At 45.1% G+C, this 16,529-nt stretch carries 14 protein-coding genes; 2 read left to right on the top strand and 12 right to left on the bottom strand.

Features of this window, described 5'->3' with window-relative positions:
- Positions 1-102: 102 nt before the first annotated feature.
- The 8 genes from rnd to VPNCDNU1_RS04395 all read right to left on the bottom strand — a co-directional run bounded on the left by rnd (position 103) and on the right by VPNCDNU1_RS04395 (position 8,273).
- Entirely contained in the window at positions 103-1,218 is a 1,116-nt protein-coding gene (gene rnd / locus VPNCDNU1_RS04430) for a ribonuclease D (RefSeq protein WP_104399236.1), read from the bottom strand.
- A gap of 236 nt (positions 1,219-1,454) precedes the next feature.
- On the bottom strand, positions 1,455-3,137 hold the full coding sequence (gene fadD, locus VPNCDNU1_RS04425) for a long-chain-fatty-acid--CoA ligase FadD (protein WP_104399235.1): 1,683 nt from the start codon (positions 3,135-3,137) through the stop codon (positions 1,455-1,457).
- Positions 3,138-3,231: 94 nt separating this feature from the next.
- Entirely contained in the window at positions 3,232-4,131 is a 900-nt protein-coding gene (locus VPNCDNU1_RS04420; RefSeq protein WP_104399234.1) for an alpha/beta fold hydrolase, read from the bottom strand.
- Positions 4,131-4,673, bottom strand: a complete 543-nt coding sequence (locus tag VPNCDNU1_RS04415) for a Slp family lipoprotein (protein ID WP_104399233.1) — start codon at positions 4,671-4,673, stop codon at positions 4,131-4,133. Before VPNCDNU1_RS04415 ends, VPNCDNU1_RS04420 begins: the two co-directional genes overlap by 1 nt.
- Before the next feature lie 123 nt (positions 4,674-4,796).
- Positions 4,797-5,093, bottom strand: a complete 297-nt coding sequence (locus VPNCDNU1_RS04410) for a chromosome partitioning protein ParA (protein WP_104399232.1) — start codon at positions 5,091-5,093, stop codon at positions 4,797-4,799.
- 65 nt (positions 5,094-5,158) lie between these two features.
- On the bottom strand, positions 5,159-5,860 hold the full coding sequence (tsaB, locus tag VPNCDNU1_RS04405; RefSeq protein ID WP_104399231.1) for a tRNA (adenosine(37)-N6)-threonylcarbamoyltransferase complex dimerization subunit type 1 TsaB: 702 nt from the start codon (positions 5,858-5,860) through the stop codon (positions 5,159-5,161).
- A 75-nt stretch (positions 5,861-5,935) separates the two neighbouring features.
- Positions 5,936-7,858, bottom strand: a complete 1,923-nt coding sequence (locus VPNCDNU1_RS04400; protein ID WP_104399230.1) for an ATP-dependent DNA helicase — start codon at positions 7,856-7,858, stop codon at positions 5,936-5,938.
- Positions 7,859-8,075: 217 nt separating this feature from the next.
- Positions 8,076-8,273: a hypothetical protein gene (locus VPNCDNU1_RS04395; RefSeq protein WP_104399229.1), complete on the bottom strand. Its 198-nt coding sequence runs from the start codon at positions 8,271-8,273 to the stop codon at positions 8,076-8,078.
- A 477-nt stretch (positions 8,274-8,750) separates the two neighbouring features.
- Between VPNCDNU1_RS04395 and purU the strand changes: the two genes are divergently transcribed.
- The gene (gene purU, locus VPNCDNU1_RS04390; protein ID WP_104399228.1) at positions 8,751-9,584 is read left to right on the top strand and encodes a formyltetrahydrofolate deformylase; all 834 of its coding nucleotides are present in this window, start codon (positions 8,751-8,753) and stop codon (positions 9,582-9,584) included.
- A gap of 92 nt (positions 9,585-9,676) precedes the next feature.
- Here the strand turns inward: purU and VPNCDNU1_RS04385 are convergent, their stop codons facing one another.
- Positions 9,677-10,273 (bottom strand): VOC family protein, encoded by a 597-nt coding sequence (locus tag VPNCDNU1_RS04385; RefSeq protein ID WP_104399227.1) that lies wholly within the window; start codon positions 10,271-10,273, stop codon positions 9,677-9,679.
- A 206-nt stretch (positions 10,274-10,479) separates the two neighbouring features.
- On the opposite strand from VPNCDNU1_RS04385, the gene argS reads away from it, so the two are divergent.
- The gene (argS, locus tag VPNCDNU1_RS04380) at positions 10,480-12,213 is read left to right on the top strand and encodes an arginine--tRNA ligase (protein ID WP_104399226.1); all 1,734 of its coding nucleotides are present in this window, start codon (positions 10,480-10,482) and stop codon (positions 12,211-12,213) included.
- 77 nt (positions 12,214-12,290) lie between these two features.
- Here the strand turns inward: argS and VPNCDNU1_RS04375 are convergent, their stop codons facing one another.
- Genes VPNCDNU1_RS04375 through VPNCDNU1_RS04365 form a run of 3 tightly spaced genes read right to left on the bottom strand, consistent with a single transcriptional unit; the run spans position 12,291 to position 16,527 of the window.
- Positions 12,291-13,853, bottom strand: coding sequence for an ABC transporter substrate-binding protein (locus tag VPNCDNU1_RS04375; RefSeq protein WP_104399225.1), 1,563 nt, complete (start codon positions 13,851-13,853; stop codon positions 12,291-12,293).
- A gap of 32 nt (positions 13,854-13,885) precedes the next feature.
- Positions 13,886-14,971 carry a DUF917 domain-containing protein gene (locus VPNCDNU1_RS04370; protein WP_104399224.1) on the bottom strand — a complete coding sequence of 362 codons (1,086 nt, stop codon included), beginning with the start codon at positions 14,969-14,971 and terminating at the stop codon, positions 13,886-13,888.
- Positions 14,968-16,527: a hydantoinase/oxoprolinase N-terminal domain-containing protein gene (locus VPNCDNU1_RS04365; protein WP_104399223.1), complete on the bottom strand. Its 1,560-nt coding sequence runs from the start codon at positions 16,525-16,527 to the stop codon at positions 14,968-14,970. The genes VPNCDNU1_RS04370 and VPNCDNU1_RS04365 overlap by 4 nt, the downstream gene beginning before the upstream one ends.
- Positions 16,528-16,529: the final 2 nt, after the last annotated feature.

The raw sequence follows: 16,529 nt of genomic DNA, 5'->3' as shown, positions 1-16,529 counted from the left end.
GAAGATAAATGAAAAAAGGCTCAGTGAATACTGAGCCTCAGTGCTTTTACACCCAAATAAACTAAGGTACTAAGGTACTTAGGTATTAAAAATAGAATACTTTTAGAGCAATTTATTCAGCTGTTCACCAAATAACTCTTTGCGCCAACTTGTCATAACATCTGGCATATTGGAAGGATTACGATCCTTTTTCCATACCCAACTGATCAACTGATTAAGCTGTTTTTTGGAAGCGAGGAATTCCGTCGCTAATCCACTCTTCTGAGACGCTTTCTTTACTTCATCTTTAAGCTGTTTGAACAATTGTTTGTATTCTGGTTTGTCCATCAGCCTTTCAACAACATCAGGATACTCATCTTCAGGCACCTGCTCGCCTTGTTTCACCATCGCAATAACCGTGTTGCCATGTCGACGGATTTCGCGGTGATCAAAACCTTCTTGCTCCATACGTTTCAAGCTTTTGATGCCAAATCGCGCTGCTGCCCACAAGTTTTGCTCGCGGAATACAAAATTCAATGCGATATCACGCTTAAGTGCTTCCTCTAAACGCCATTGAGCAAGGATTTTAAGAATAGCGAGTTGATTAGGACGAAGCTGCCAAGCACCTTTGATGTCTTGGTAAGCCTTTTCTGGAACGTGTGTAACCACGCGCTTAGAAGCAATGAGGTCCGATTCCTGTTGCGCAGCTTCCCACCAGCCAGCGTCTCGAACTGCCGCTTCCAGTTTTTCAAACATAGGAAGAAGGTAGTGGACATCTGCTGCTGCGTATTCCAACTGCTTGCTAGTCAGCGGCCTCGCTAACCAGTCTGTGCGTGCTTCGCTTTTGTCTAGCTCTACACCCAGGTATTCGTTTACCAACGCTGCAAAGCCAGTGGATAAGCCATGTCCAAGAAACGCAGCCATGATTTGAGTGTCCATCATTGGGACTGGTATTGCTCCAAAAACATGGGCAAACACTTCTAAATCTTCTCCACACGCATGCAGAACTTTCAATACCGAGGTGTCTTTTAATAACGCTTCGAATGCATCCATTTCGTCAATAACAGTAGGATCAATCAAAGACAGTGTCGTACCATCGAAGAGTTGAATTAGACCTAACTGAGGGTAGAAGGTGCGAGTTCTGACAAATTCCGTATCTAGCATAACGGTATCGACTTCGCGGGCGGACAGGCAAACAGCTTCCAATGCTTCTTTTGTATCTACTATCTGATAGTTCACGTAAATCTCTTAATTGTTATTCGTTTTATATTCAGGATGACACCCAAGTTACCTTGTAAGCCTAACATCATTGCGTACGCTAACTTCAGTAAGGATGATTTAAGTCTAGGGTCTATTGACCTTAATAAACTTAAAAATTAATAAGCATAAAAAATGCCAGCAGTTGCCGACACTTTAACATTCCGAGATAAGTTATGCTGGTCTTTCAACCAGTTTTACAGCATAAAACCGCGCATTTATGCAGTCTCAGCCTTTGTGTTTTCTTCACGAAGTGCACGTCTTAAAATTTTACCAACGTTAGTTTTGGGTAAATCATCTCTGAATTCGACAATTTTAGGGATTTTATAACCTGTAAGATGTTCACGGCAGTGGCTGATCAATTCGTTTTTCGTTAAGCTCGGATCTCGTTTAACAACGCAGATCTTGACCACTTCCCCAGAGACTTCATGCGGTTCGCCAATGGCGGCGACTTCAAGCACTTTTCCGTGCAACGAAACCACATCTTCAATTTCATTTGGGTACACGTTGAAGCCAGAAACCAGAATCATGTCTTTCTTGCGGTCAACAATATGAAGGAAACCTTCCTCATCAAACTTCACGATATCGCCTGTCGACAGCCAACCGTCATGATCGATCACTTCTTTAGTGGCTTCAGGTCGCTGCCAGTACCCCTGCATAACTTGCGGACCTCGAACTTGAAGTTCGCCAACCTGATCATTTGGTAATACGTTACCTTCATCATCAATAATTCGAACATCGGTGGAAGGGACAGGCAAACCGATCGCGCCGTTATATTCCGTCGAATCATGTGGATTAGCGGCTACCAATGGTGCACATTCTGTTAAACCATACCCTTCAAGCAGGAATCCGCCAGTAATGTCTTTCCATTTATCAGCTACTGCTCGTTGAACAGCCATTCCACCGCCGACTGCAATGCTCATCCGGCTGAAATCTAACTCTTTAAAATCTTCGTTGTTGACTAAAGCATTGAATAACGTATTCACGCCCGTAATAGCGGTAAACGGGTATTTTTGAAGTTCTTTTACGAAGCCTGGAATATCACGCGGGTTGGTGATCATGAGGTTTCTTCCACCCAGCTCAATGAATAGCAGACAGTTCACGGTAAGCGCAAAGATGTGGTAAAGCGGCAGTGCGGTCACAACTAACTCACGACCTTCAGTTAATACCGGACCATAAGCCCCTTTCGCTTGCATGACATTTGCGAGCATATTGCGGTGAGTCAATACTGCGCCTTTTGCTACGCCTGTTGTGCCACCCGTGTATTGCAAAAAGGCAATATCATCACCAGACATAAATGGCTTCACATATTGCTCTCGGCGACCTTTTCGAATCGCTTTACGGAATGAAATGGCATTGGGTAAATCGTACTTTGGTACCATGCCTTTCACGTATTTCACCACGAAGTCGACCAATGTCCCTTTCGCACGCGGAAGCATCTGCCCAAGGCTGGTTAAAATAACGTGTTTGATTGGCGTGTTATCAACGACTTGTTCTAACGTATTCGCAAAGTTAGAGACAATCACAATGGCTTTCGCGCCAGAATCATTTAGCTGATGTTCAAGTTCACGTGGGGTATATAGCGGGTTAACATTTACTGCGATTAAGCCCGCTCGTAGAATACCAAATAGGGCTATCGGGTATTGCAACAAGTTAGGCATCATGATCGCTACCCGATCGCCTTTTTTCAATTTCAGTTCATTTTGTAAATAAGCGGCGAATGCGCGACTGCGTTCTTCTAACTTTCGGAACGTCATGACTGACCCCATGTTCATGAAGGCAGGCTGGTCGGCAAACTTATGTACCGATTGCTCAAACATTTCCACCAACGAAGGGTAGCTGTCTGGGTCAATGGTTTCAGGTACATCACTTGGGTAACGTGTTAGCCAAACTTTATCCACAAATAAACTCCTCAAATTCGACTGGCTGATGGTTGAAGCCGAGTCATTACAGCACAGTCATTCGTGTTGTGACACGAAATAATCAAACACTTGTTTAAATTTTGTTAACCAAATCCATAATCAGCTCGCTGACCTTTTCTGGATGCTCTAGGTGACAGTGATGACCTCCGGGAATAGACACCCATTTTTCATGGGGTTGCGAGCTTTTCTCGTCTTTTTCCCCTTTTTCGTCTTTTTCAGACTTCTTTAGCGAGTAGGGTTCTTTCAAAGACGCAAAACCACTTTCACCTAAAATGATCAAATGCGGGCATTCAATATTATTGATAATGTCGTTTCGTTGCTGCTCGCTCATTCTGTACAAAGAATCGCACTTAAGCTTTTCATCATGTCGCCAATACCATTGCCCGTTTTTTTGCTCTAAAGCACGGTAGGTCATCGGTCTAATAAGCGCTTGCGCTACTTGAGTATTAATAGAACGAATGCGAACAGCGTCTTCTGGATCGGATAAGCCTTTCGGTTTCTTTTCGCGATATCTATGCCGGCTTAATACACCGGTACGCAGCCGTTTTGTTGAATTTTCAGAAGATTCAGAAAGCGGACCGTATCCTTCGATTTCAACCAAAGCTGTCACCTTTTCAGGAAACGCGGCACTATAGCAACTTGTAATCAATGCACCAAGAGAATGCCCAACCAAAATGGTTTCTTTTGCTGAGAATTTCTGCAAAATGCCATGAAGATCGTCTATATAATCGTGAAACGGATAAAAATTGTCCGCCCCTTTATCTGTAGACAATCCATGACCAGGCAAATCAATCGCCACTAAATGCAGCGTTGGATCAATCCGGTGTAGTGCTTTCATCACTCCGGTAAAGCTTTCCGAGTTATCCATCCAGCCATGAACAAAAACGACCGTCTTAGCGGCCGTTTTTGCTTCACCTAATTCTAGTGAGGCAATCGTAGAATGACTGCCTATCACATATTGATGAGATTTCATTATTTCACTTCTTGAATCACTTTAGCTCGGTTAGAACCCATTCGGCTTGACCGACAATTGATGCCATAGCAAGGGTAAAGATAAGAATCAAAGTCATGGACAATCACAGATTCTTCAACGCGCCACAAATGCATGCCATACGCATTCATTACAGGGAATGTATAGTCAAACTCCCCTACTTTACCTTGCTCTGTAGGCTGAGATTTTCCAACAACGGTAACAAGCCGACCTTCAGCATAAGTCACAGGATCGATAAAGCCATCAATGTAAGCAACAAAGCGACCATTTGCGTCGGTGCTTATATCGGGTTTTCCTGTTTTGCTGATAGGGAGGTTGACTATTTCAATACGAGATTTATCGGCTAGATTGGTGACTGTGGCGATCATACCACCTAGACGAACATCGGTGGTGCCTTCATGAGCTGCGAAAATTGGGTAATCCGTAATAACTTCTTCAGATTGAGCGGTAAGTTGCTCGGGCAAGCTTGAGCAGGCAGAAAGTAGAAATACGGAAAGAATAAATAGACAACGGCGAACCAACATAACATGCTCCGTTAATGAGAACTGGTATCAACTATATCAAACTGTTACACCCAAGTAACCTCATATAACCATTCGAAGATAAGATCCTACGACTAAGCCAAAGTGTGCATTATTGGGGTAAAATTAGATATAAATATCGACTCCAAGAAGCTGTGCAAGTTCCTCTTTTTTCGCTTGATTCATGACACCCATGTACTCTTCCATCGCCTTGCGAGAACGTCCTTCTGGTAAGTCATATTCTATCTGGGCACGGTGTATCTCCGACTCATCAACATGCCTGATGGTTTGAGCAACGGCATTTGCCACCTTAGTCGGTTGGCTGACGGGTTGTTTTCCCTGTTCTTTCTTTACCTTAGACTGCTTTTGCGCCTTATTGGTATGAGGGACAACAACTGGAGGTAATCCATTAATGGAAGCCATAGATGTCCTTTTTAGGGTCTGTTGACCTAGAGCCCGATAACCTTTTGGCTATCAGGCGCTCTCATTTATTCCTTACCTGGAAGTTTCTTCCAAGTAACATTGTCTCGCAGATATACTGGGCTGGATTCTTCCACCGCCACTGTATTGCCTTTTGCAAATTCGAACTGTGCTAATACCACCATGTCTTGTGCGTCTGGGTACAACACGTCGCTGCCTTCCGTAGTTAAAGGCAAAGACTCTAGCCCTTCAGAATACGCATCCCAACCTGTTCCGGCTTGAGTCCAAACGTTTTCATCACGCTGTAAATTTTCCGCCAATACCGCTGGAGGTACAACACATTCAGGTTCTTGTTTCAACCATTCGCCGTTTTCTTGACGCTCATAACGCCCCCAATAAACTTCGCTCATTCGGGCATCAATCGCACTGGCAACATGGTTTTTACCATGCAGGCGGTAACATGCTTGCGCCATGGCTTCCATGGTGGATATACCAATCATAGGCAAATCGGCACCGAATGCTAAACCTTGTGCAATACCGATGCCAATTCGAACACCTGTGAAGCTTCCCGGACCACGGCCAAATGCCAACGCATCCAAATCTTGCAGAGTAATATTGGCTTCTTTGAGTACTTCATCGACCATGGGTAGCACTTTCTTAGTGTGGTCTCGCGGGGCGACTTCACTTCGCGTGTACAATGTTCCATCCACAATCAATGCAACAGAACAGTTTTCTGTCGCGGTGTCTAAAGCTAGGATTTTCGCGCTCATTTACGCCTCAGTAATTCATTTATCTATTTTGGGTTTTAGTTGGAACCTATCCAACCTCAGTCAAAACACACCTTTTCATTCAGAACGTGTCTCTTGACTCAAAAATTGGTTAACGACATCCAAATCCCGTGTTCTTGGTATTGGCGGCAAACTTTGTATAAAAACTGCCCCGTAATCACGGGTGACCAGTCGGTTATCACAGATGATCAATGCGCCTTGGTCTTTTTTATCTCGAATCAAACGCCCGACCCCTTGTTTAAGGGTAATCACTGCATCGGGTATTTGAACTTGATTGAATGGTTCGCCCCCACTCAAGCGACAATCTTCAATACGTGCTTTGAGCAAAGGATCATCGGGTGCAGTAAAAGGAAGTTTATCAATAATAACACAGCTCAATGCGTCACCTCTAACGTCGATCCCTTCCCAAAAAGCACCCGTTGCCACCAATAAGGCATTACCCAGCTCTAAATATTCTGCTAGTAATTTTTGCTTGGTTGTTTCACCTTGCATAAGCACTGGTATCGAAAGCTGCTCTCGGAATCGTTCTGCCAAGTCGCGCATCATACTGTGAGAGGTGCAAAGAAAAAAGCATCGTCCACCGTTCTTCTCTATAACGGGCCCGAGCATTCTCGCTAAACTTTCAGACATTCCGGGGCTGTTTGGTTCCGGAAGGTATCGGGGAACACACAGCCTCGCTTGTTGTTGATAATCGAATGGGCTGGGGAGAGAAAACTGCTGTGGCGGCTCTAAACCTAAGCGATGGGTAAAGTGGCTAAAGTCATCTTGTACCGCTAATGTCGCTGAAGTGAATATCCACGCCCCCTGTTTCATTTCCACCTGTTCACGGAATTTCTCGGCGACGGACAAAGGAGTAATATGCAATGAAAAGTGACGAGGAGTACATTCAAACCAATACGAGTAACCCGTAATATCGACTTCGCATACCCGATCGATTCTCGCTTTGATTGCGTTAGCTCGCTCAAAAGCCGCATCCAATAGTTCACTGCGACCTAACGCGACTTTTAGTACTTCAATTGCGAGTTCTAATACATCAAGTAAACGTGTTATTTCACGCTCTATCGACGGTGATTTCATCGCTTCTCGCCAATTTCCGCGAAAACCTGGATCCCCTAAAACAAGCCTCATTTCCATTGCGGACTGAACCAGACGGTCAGCAACTTTCTGCAACTGACGCATGTCTTTGGCTTCAGTTCGATATCCAATTTCAATGTCTTTAGACAATTCCTGAATTTGACGGCTCGAAATGGACGAACCGAAGTATTGGCTCGCAATGTCTGGGATTTGGTGCGCTTCATCAAATACAAACACATCAGCTTCGGGAATTAACTCACCGAAGCCTGTTTCTTTTATCGCGAGGTCGGCGAGAAATAAATGGTGGTTCACAACAACGACATCGGAATCCATGGCTTTCTTTCGCGCTTTAAGCACAAAACAGTCTTGATAACTTGGGCACTCTTTGCCTAAGCAATTATCGTTAGTCGATGTAATGTCGGGGATAATTGGGCTATCTTCTGCAATATCATCGCATTCACCCAAATCACCACTTTTGGTCTCGGACGACCAACTGCGCACTTTCACCAGCTGGGTCAGAAGCGTTGAATCCGCCTCTACGCTGTGGCTTTCAACCATTTGCCGGCTCAATCTATCCAAACATAAGTAATTGGATCGCCCTTTGAGCAGTGCAACACTGCCAAAATAACCAAGGGCATCGACCATTAATGGTAAGTCACGATGAAAAAGCTGTTCTTGAAGGTTCTTTGAACCAGTGCTGATGATGGTTTTTTTTCCACTCAGAAGTGCAGGTACCAAATAGGCAAAGGTTTTCCCCGTACCCGTTCCCGCTTCTACCACCAGCTGAGATTGATCTTTGATCGATTTTTCGACTGCGCGAGCCATATCCAGCTGTGCTTGTCGGGGCTGAAACCCTTTAATGGCTTTGCCTAACGCACCACTAGCGGAAAAGGTTTTATCGATCATAAGCTCTTAAGGTCTGCTGACCTAGGAATGAAAACAAAGAAAGAATTATACTCAAACAACCTCAAGATGCGACTCCCGAAAGAGAAGTTTTCGTCGAGGGAGCAGGGGCTGTTGATCTTTCGCGGTTAAATTTTGTAGCTAGAAAAACAAAGACGCAAACTCGAAATGAAATTTGCGCCTTCAAGAAGCCCCCCGTTACTGGGTTAGTCAGCTCTTATCACTTTCGATGTAAGTATCGCTCCAACCAAGCAGGACCTTGGAAAGCGTCATCAGAAAGCAGAGCGTGCGCCGCTTCAGATGGTGTTGCCTTTTCTTCCCAGAGTTGGTTTAGAAGATCTTCATCAATATCATGATCTCCAACAAGGGTTGTGACTCGCTCTACATATAACCTACGGGCTAACAGTTCTTTATCCATAGCAAACACCTCTCTGATATGCAGGAGTAAAACTCAACCAGTTTCACAGCAGACTCCTGAACGTGCTTATTTTGTTGAAACCGTCGCCATAATAGATTAATTATAGACAACATATTGAGGCTCACACCGCGATTTCTTTTTTATAAAGCCCACTCTCGTCTCAAAATGGTATACCCAAGTGGCCTCAAGATTCAGGATTCAGAGCAGCATATTCTGGTCCAATTCAAGGAAAAGAACGCAGCGTAATGACTGGTCCTTTCCAAGTTCTTTGACGATGAAGTGGTACAGAATATGTGCTCCCAAGGGCGAGTTTAATTGGCTTTCATGCTGCGTTACCGACTCTTGATTTAGACTTCTAGATCTTCAAGCCGGTGCCTTGCCTGAAAGCCAATTAATTCTCGCTGAACCAAGCATCTTGAGGTCACTTGGGTATATATTCGAAATTCAAAAGAATTCTTACAGGAAGTAATCAAAAAAATGGAACGAAAAACACTACTTACGCATTGCAATGACGCTCCCGGATTGATCTCCAAAATCACGAATATTTGCTATAAGCATCAGCTCAATATTATTCATAACAATGAGTATGTTGATAACTCTAGCGGTCATTTTTTCATGCGAACTGAGCTTGAAGGTTACTTTAATGACGAAACGCTTTTGCTGGATTTGGATCAGGCGCTCCCTGAAGGCGCAAAAAGAAGACTAATCGGGTCGGATCGAAAAAAAGTGGTGATTCTGGTTACTAAAGAAGCGCACTGTATCGGTGACATTCTGATGAAAAACTACGATGGCAGCTTAAATATCGATATTGCTGCGGTTGTGGGTAACTATGACACCCTGCAGAATTTGACGGAAAAATTCGACATTCCTTATCACCATGTTTCCCATGTAGATTTAACGCGTGAAGAACATGAGAAAAAGATGCTTGAAGTGATTGATAGCTACGAAGCTGATTATCTTGTCCTTGCTAAATATATGCGCGTTCTTACACCAGAATTTGTTGAAAAATACCACCATAAAATCATCAATATCCACCATAGTTTTTTACCCGCATTTATCGGCGCAAAGCCGTATCAACAGGCGTTTGATCGTGGTGTTAAGATCATTGGTGCTACAGCTCACTTCGTGACGAATGATTTGGATGAAGGTCCAATCATTAAGCAAGACGTGATACCTGTCGATCATAACTTCAGTGCTGCTGATATGGCACAGGCAGGTCGCGATGTTGAAAAAAATGTGCTCAGCAAAGCCATCAACAAAGTGGTGAATGACCACGTCTTCGTTTATGGAAATAAGACTGTGATCTTGTAAAACGACCAAGAATACTTCTGCACAACATCAAACGGTGAGCACTCTCTCACCGTTTTTTATTACTAACAGAATACGTTTATTTTCGACAGGCACTAACCTTGCTCAGATGCAACAACATCTTTCAGAGAGTGAGGATGAAGCTTGATGCAAACCCCATTGTATTTAAAAGCGACCGTTGGGTTTGGCAACCTTTCACCTTCTCCCTTAGGGCTAGAAACTTTCACTTTGATACCCAGTTGGTCGAATTTAGCAGACTTCTCTTGGAAATTCGGAAAAGTCGAGTTCAAAAAAGCCAAATAATCGTTTGCCGTTTTTGCCTCAGATGGAATCACAAACTCCACATGCTCCCACGATTCAACGGGGTAATTCTTACCTTCAGCTGGATAGGGCAACTCTAAACACTCTAAAGACCAACCGCTTGCAATAACAGGTTCAGTAAATTCCAACACAATGATGGGTCGACCATTAATTTGAGCGCTGGAGATTTCACTTCCCAATTTCAACCATTCATTATGCGCAAATGTTGCCGTCTCTAGATCGTTGACCCTTAAGGCAATATGATCCGCTTGATAACCCGATAAATCTATTCCTATGAGCTCAGAAAGAGCTTGGATTTTTGCCATAAATTCGGGTAGCTGGAGCAACATATTTTCAGGTAGAAGATCGGAGCGTGACGTCACTATCGACATGGTGTTCTCACTAAAAGTCTGATTTTCTCGCCATACTAGCAAGATCGAGCTGAAAAGTAGTAAAAATCGCTTTTTTCTGACTACTAGAGAATGAAGAAAGTTGATATGATTAACGCCATTTTGTGAACTAGAACAAGTATCCATTCCCCAACTTCAAATACAGCGGGAATGCATCAAAACAATTCTTAGAATTGAAGGAAGCTCGTGTGAATATCCAAGCACTTATTAACGACAAAGTATCTCAGGCTCTTGAAGCCGCTGGCGCACCCGCAGGAAGCCCTGCTGCCGTTCGTCAATCTGCAAAGGCACAGTTTGGCGACTACCAAGCAAACGGTGTTATGGGTGTAGCCAAAAAGCTAGGCACTAACCCTAGAGAATTTGCGCAAAAAGTGTTGGATGTTTTAGACCTAGACGGTATCGCAAGCAAAACTGAGATTGCAGGTCCTGGTTTCATCAACATCTTCCTAAGCGAAACGTTTTTGGCAAAACAAGCGGATGCAGCGTTAGCTGATGAGCGCTTGGGTGTAGCAAAAGACGAACAAAAAACCATCGTTACCGATTATTCTGCACCAAACGTTGCAAAAGAAATGGCGGTTCACCACATTCGTTCAACGGTAATTGGCGACGCAGTAACTCGCACGCTTGAATTCCTTGGTCATAAAGTGGTTCGTGCAAACCACATCGGTGACTGGGGCACTCAGTTCGGTATGCTTATCGCTAACCTAGAACGCGTTCAAAAGGAATCGGGCGAAGTGTCGATGGAACTTTCCGATCTAGAAGCCTTCTACCGCGAATCTAAAAAGCTGTACGATGAAGATGAAGCCTTCGCTGAAAAAGCGCGTAACTACGTTGTCAAATTGCAAAGTGGCGATGAATACTGCGCAGAAATGTGGAAAAAGCTTGTCGACATCACTATGGTTCAAAACCAACGCAACTACGACCGTTTAAATGTATCGCTAACATTGAACGATGTGATGGGCGAAAGCATGTACAACAACATGTTGCCAGAAATTGTCACCGACCTTAAAGAAAAAGGTTTGGCGCAAGAGGATGACGGCGCTCAAGTTGTTTTCCTTGATGAGTACAAAAACAAAGATGGCGAGCCTATGGGTGTTATCGTTCAAAAGCGCGATGGCGGCTTCCTTTACACAACAACCGATATTGCATGTGCTAAATACCGTTTCGAAAAACTTGGCGCAGACCGCGTGCTGTACTTTATTGATTCGCGTCAGCATCAGCACCTTATGCAAGCTTGGACGATTGTTCGTAAAGCGGGTTATATCCCTGAAAACGTTTCACTGGAACACCATGCGTTCGGCATGATGTTGGGTAAAGACGGACGCCCGTTCAAAACACGTGCTGGCGGTTCTGTGAAACTCACCGACCTACTGGACGAAGCAGAACAACGCGCTGAAAAACTCATCGAATCCAAAAACCCAGGGTTAGATTCCGAAGAAAAAGCCAAGATTGCTAATACAGTTGCGATGGCCGCCGTTAAGTACGCAGACTTATCAAAACACCGCACAACAGACTACGTGTTTGATTGGGACAACATGCTGGCATTCGAAGGCAACACTGCCCCTTACATGCAATACGCCTACACTCGTGTCGCGTCTGTATTCGCAAAAGCAGGTGTGTCGATGGATTCGCTTCAAGGCGAAATCAAAGTGACTGAAGAAAAAGAGAAAGCATTGATCGCTAAGTTACTTCAGTTTGAAGAAGCCGTTCAGTCTGTTGCTCGCGAAGGTCAGCCTCACATCATGTGTAGCTACTTGTTCGAATTAGCAGGTCAGTTCTCTAGCTTCTACGAGGCGTGCCCTATCCTTGTGGCTGAAGACGAAGCCGTGAAGCAAAGCCGCTTGAAGCTGGCAGCATTGACCGCAAAAACCATCAAGCAAGGTTTGTCACTGCTGGGTATCGAAACGTTAGAGCGCATGTAAACCAAAAGTTGACGTGCCATCATAAAACAAAAATCCCTCGACAAGTTCGAGGGATTTTTTTATTGAATGTCTAATGCTTAATCACATACCCAATTCATGCGAGAAAAGTCGAAATAGAAACTTTGCATGGGTATGTAGTTCAAGCCTTTCAAGCATTGGTGAACACCAAGCTTATCGACTGAGTTTTGAAGGAAAATGTCCACTTGATTATCAACCAAGTATTGTTGAACCTGCTTGTAAATGTCGTTGCGGACCGCCGGATCGTTTTCTAGCCTCGCTTGCTCGATCCACCCATCCACTTTTTCATCTTGCAGCCAAGACATCGAAGCCCAACTGCCTGATGCATCTGAATGATATTGATTGAAGAATACCGCATCTGGAGACGGGTAGACTGGCTCGTAAAAAATCTGGTTTACGTGCGGCGTGGTTTCCGGTTTTGAGGCAATCTCCGTCACCCTATTCCACGGGTCTTTCTGAAGCGTGGTTTTAAAACCAATCGTTTCAAGTGTCGACTGCAATAACAACGCGATCTCTTCTTCAAACGCCGCGCCTGCCACGTACCCCAGCACCAGTGGAATCTTGCCTTTTCCAGCGTATTTCGACTGATCAACGTATTGCTTGGCTTTGTCCAAATTGAACTCAGGCAACGTCAAGGAATCAAGATGTGCGGATTTAAAAGCGGGCGGTAAAGGTCCAGCTAATGGCTCACCTTCATAAATCACTTCGTTGATAGTGACGTAATCCACCGCGTAAGCGATGGCTTTGCGGATATTCACATCGTCTGTCGGGGCAACCTTATTGTTGAGCTTGATGTAAAAGCCTGTGGCCGTTTTCTGTTTGCTTATCTCGTAGTTTTTCACCTTCGCCAGTGCGTTATACGTTTCTTCAGCTTGGTAGACGCTGGTGAGGTGTAATTCTCCCTTATTCGCCAATGCTTTTACCGTCGCTTCATCGTTAGTGACCAGCAAACGTACTTTGTCGATGGGCTTGTCTCCAAAAGTCCCATGATAGCCAGTGTAGCGTTCCAGCATCATGCGACTACCTCGCTGCCAACTCACTTTCTTATACGGTCCCGCGCCTAATACATTCTCTGCAATATAATCTTCAGCCCACTTATCGCCTTTGCCCATCTCCATGGCCTTATCACTGTTGACAACAAACAACAGCGGTGTCGTGGCTAAGAAAGCAGAAGAAGGCTCGGTTAGTCCAATCTGAACAGTTTGAGCATCGATGGCTTTCAATTTTGACGAGTCGATACTTTTCGAGAAAAAGCCAGCCGGTCCTTCATTTAAGGTCAGCAAACGCTGAATGGAATACACCACATCTTTTGCTTCAATGGTGCTGCCGTCGTGAAATGTTGCACCTTGTTTTAGGCGAAACAAGTACGTTTTTCCGTCTTCAGACACGTCCCAGCTTTCTGCAAGTAATGGGGCAATATCACCAGAAGTATTCACGGTTGTCAGCCCATCATATAAATTGACTGCCCCCATATACTCGGTGTAATCGGTAATTTTCGCGGGGTCTATTGTCCCAATGATTTGCACCATACTAACGGTTATTTCAACCGGTTTATTGTCTGCGGCGGCAAAAGGCGCAGACAAGATGCCAGCAAGAGCCAGCATTTGTGTTGCTTTATTCATAACCTTTACTCCATGTTATTTTACATCCTTCCCTATTGCCCCTGATCGATCAGGGGACGGTATTCTATTTCTGGGTAGCCAAATGCTGCCGGTCCTACAACTTCCAATGCACGTGGTGTGCAGAGCAGAGGGTGGCAAGGGATTCCAACCACCACGACCTTTTGCCCATACCGCAATACATCGGTGGTAATGGCATGACCCGTATCGATGTTCAGAACGACGATTAAATCCGGTACGCTGACCATTGTTTTACCGTTCATTCGAAACACCAAATTTTCATTTTGAATATCAATGCTGGCTTCTTCGCCCTGATATTCATGTAGCCCTTGTAGCGACAATTGCCCTACAGTGAACCCCGAACGCATACGTCGCTCCAAGTCCACGATCTTTCCTTTGAATAACAAAAAACCATTTTCGGAATTCATGATGACATCGATGGGATTTCGTTTTGCCTCGTTGGCGTCCATCACCGCACGACCAAGCCGCAATGCTTGGCTAACCGTCCCCGGGATCGCGTATTTCTTAACAAACGATCCTTTCATCGGCGCTTCGGCCATCGCTGCACTGCCTCCCATTTCGACGACGGTGGTTCGGGCAAGGTTTTCTAGCCAATACTCATCCTTAAGCCGCTGAAATACCACATTATTACCATGGCAATCGGACATTGCAGCGGGCATACTGCAATGTCCGTACATACTAAATGTGGTCATCTGCATTTCAGGAAACGCGCGCCCCATCCCATCGCCATCTACGACTGGTAGATCTAACTGAGCGGCGGCTGTCATGGGTTTGATACCGTTCGCGCCTCCAATTTCTACCGATATGATGGCGTCCACTTTTTTGCCCGTTTCTCGCTCAAGGATTTCAACAACCCGTTTCAGCTCCTCACCTTCGTTAATTTTTTCGACCGACACCGCTGGCGCACCGATCTCACCAATTGACACCACCAAGGCGTCATCGGGTAGTTCTTCCATCGACATTAGCCGTATCCGCCGCCCTAATCGCAATTGCTCAAGTACTTCGAGCTTGCCGTAATAGGGGTTTCCGCCGCCTCCGGTACCGAGGATTGCTGCGCCAATTTCTATCGCTTCAATATCTTGTACTGTCAGTTCTTTCATGATCCCACCTTTAAATCCCCTACGACTTTTAAGCGCACTCGAGTGGCGTTTCCGGGCAAATACGCCAGCGGTACGTCTTCTTTTTCTACAACTTCGATAGACTCAGGTGTTGCACCCGCACTGATGGCTCGTTCCGTCGCCTCTCGTTCTGCTTGAGAAAACGCTTCTTCTCGGCTTATCTCTGCAAGGCTATAGACTCTATCCACTTCCCCACTCACCTGAGCAATGGCAGCACCAACAGCGTTCGCGACATGAAAGTGAGGCGGACGAATGACTTTAAGGTCACCAATATGCTCTTTCACCAATACGCTCCCGCCGCCGACCGCCAGTACCGGAATGGGTGTTTTGGATAATCGGTTACTTTCTACTGCGTCAATTATGAGTTCATCGATCTGCTTACTGCATTCTTCAAGCAATTCATCTGGCAAATTTGCAACAGCAGAATGATCACCCAGTTCAAGCTGCCCCAGCGCGACCGCAATATCGGATGCCGTGAGTGTGCTCCCTCCAAATACGAGAGCTTCTTTGCTCAACTGATAGCCCACACTGTCCGGACCGACATTAATCGCACCGTTACTTTGATGAATCCGAGTCCCGCCACCGAGACCAATACTGACCATGTCTGGCATTCGGAAATTGGTTCGAACGCCACAGATACCTACATGAGAGTTTGCTTGTCTCGGAAAGCCATTTTGCAGCAAACCGACATCACTGGTGGTGCCGCCAACATCGACAACAATGGCGTCTTTTAACCCAGACAGAAATGCCGCACCTCGCATTGAGTTAGTGGGACCACTCGCAAAGGTCAGGACGGGGAATTTTTTAACGTAAGAAGCACTCATTAGCGTGCCGTCGTTTTGGGTAATATAGAACGGGCAGTACACGCCGCATTCATTCAATGCATGCTCGAATGCTTTGATCGTTTTTTCACTTAATTCTCGAAGGCTGGCATTTAAAAGAGCCGCATTCTCCCTTTCTAAGAAACCTATTCGCCCCACATCAACAGAGCAGACAATATCGAATTCATCCCAGACGGAACTAAGAATGGCCGCAGCCTTACGCTCCATATCGTCATTCACCGGACCAAATACGCAGTTCACCACGACTTGGCGAATACCTTTGTTTTTAAGTTCATTGGCGATATCGGTTAATGCGGACTCATTCAATGGATTAATCGCTCTACCATCAAAATTGTATCCACCTTCAATCTCATAATGATGCCGTCCAATCGCATTCACTAACCCTTCTGGCCATTGAGCCATAGGGGGAATGGCGGAAGAGCTCGGTAGTGCTAATCGGATTACTGCGGTTTGAGTCAACCGAGTTTGCTCCACAACAGCATTGGTGAAATGCGTTGTCCCAATCATGACGGCACTAAGATCTTTCTTGTCGACCTTTCCAATTTTCAGTACTTGATTAAGCGCTTCTTTTACTCCGCTAGTTACGTCCTTGGTGGTGTTCATTTTCACCGACGCAAGCAGCTCACTTCCTTTCATGATGACGGCGTCCGTATTGGTTCCGCCAACATCGATACCGACTCGTAAATTTAAAGACATGA

The organism is Vibrio penaeicida (assembly GCF_002933855.1).
GTDB lineage: Bacteria > Pseudomonadota > Gammaproteobacteria > Enterobacterales > Vibrionaceae > Vibrio > Vibrio penaeicida_A.
The sequence above is the reverse complement of the archived record's forward strand: the minus strand, read 5'-3'. Positions and strand labels throughout refer to the sequence as shown.

Excerpts from the sequence above, each read along its gene's own strand:
- VPNCDNU1_RS04420 (WP_104399234.1), bottom strand. The coding sequence starts at position 4,131 with ATGAAATCTCATCAATATGTGATAGGCAGTCATTCTACGATTGCCTCA.
- VPNCDNU1_RS04415 (WP_104399233.1), bottom strand. The coding sequence starts at position 4,673 with ATGTTGGTTCGCCGTTGTCTATTTATTCTTTCCGTATTTCTACTTTCT.
- VPNCDNU1_RS04410 (WP_104399232.1), bottom strand. The coding sequence starts at position 5,093 with ATGGCTTCCATTAATGGATTACCTCCAGTTGTTGTCCCTCATACCAAT.
- tsaB (WP_104399231.1), bottom strand. The coding sequence starts at position 5,860 with ATGAGCGCGAAAATCCTAGCTTTAGACACCGCGACAGAAAACTGTTCT.
- VPNCDNU1_RS04400 (WP_104399230.1), bottom strand. The coding sequence starts at position 7,858 with ATGATCGATAAAACCTTTTCCGCTAGTGGTGCGTTAGGCAAAGCCATT.
- VPNCDNU1_RS04395 (WP_104399229.1), bottom strand. The coding sequence starts at position 8,273 with ATGGATAAAGAACTGTTAGCCCGTAGGTTATATGTAGAGCGAGTCACA.
- purU (WP_104399228.1), top strand. The coding sequence starts at position 8,751 with ATGGAACGAAAAACACTACTTACGCATTGCAATGACGCTCCCGGATTG.
- VPNCDNU1_RS04385 (WP_104399227.1), bottom strand. The coding sequence starts at position 10,273 with ATGTCGATAGTGACGTCACGCTCCGATCTTCTACCTGAAAATATGTTG.
- VPNCDNU1_RS04375 (WP_104399225.1), bottom strand. The coding sequence starts at position 13,853 with ATGAATAAAGCAACACAAATGCTGGCTCTTGCTGGCATCTTGTCTGCG.
- VPNCDNU1_RS04370 (WP_104399224.1), bottom strand. The coding sequence starts at position 14,971 with ATGAAAGAACTGACAGTACAAGATATTGAAGCGATAGAAATTGGCGCA.
- VPNCDNU1_RS04365 (WP_104399223.1), bottom strand. The coding sequence starts at position 16,527 with ATGTCTTTAAATTTACGAGTCGGTATCGATGTTGGCGGAACCAATACG.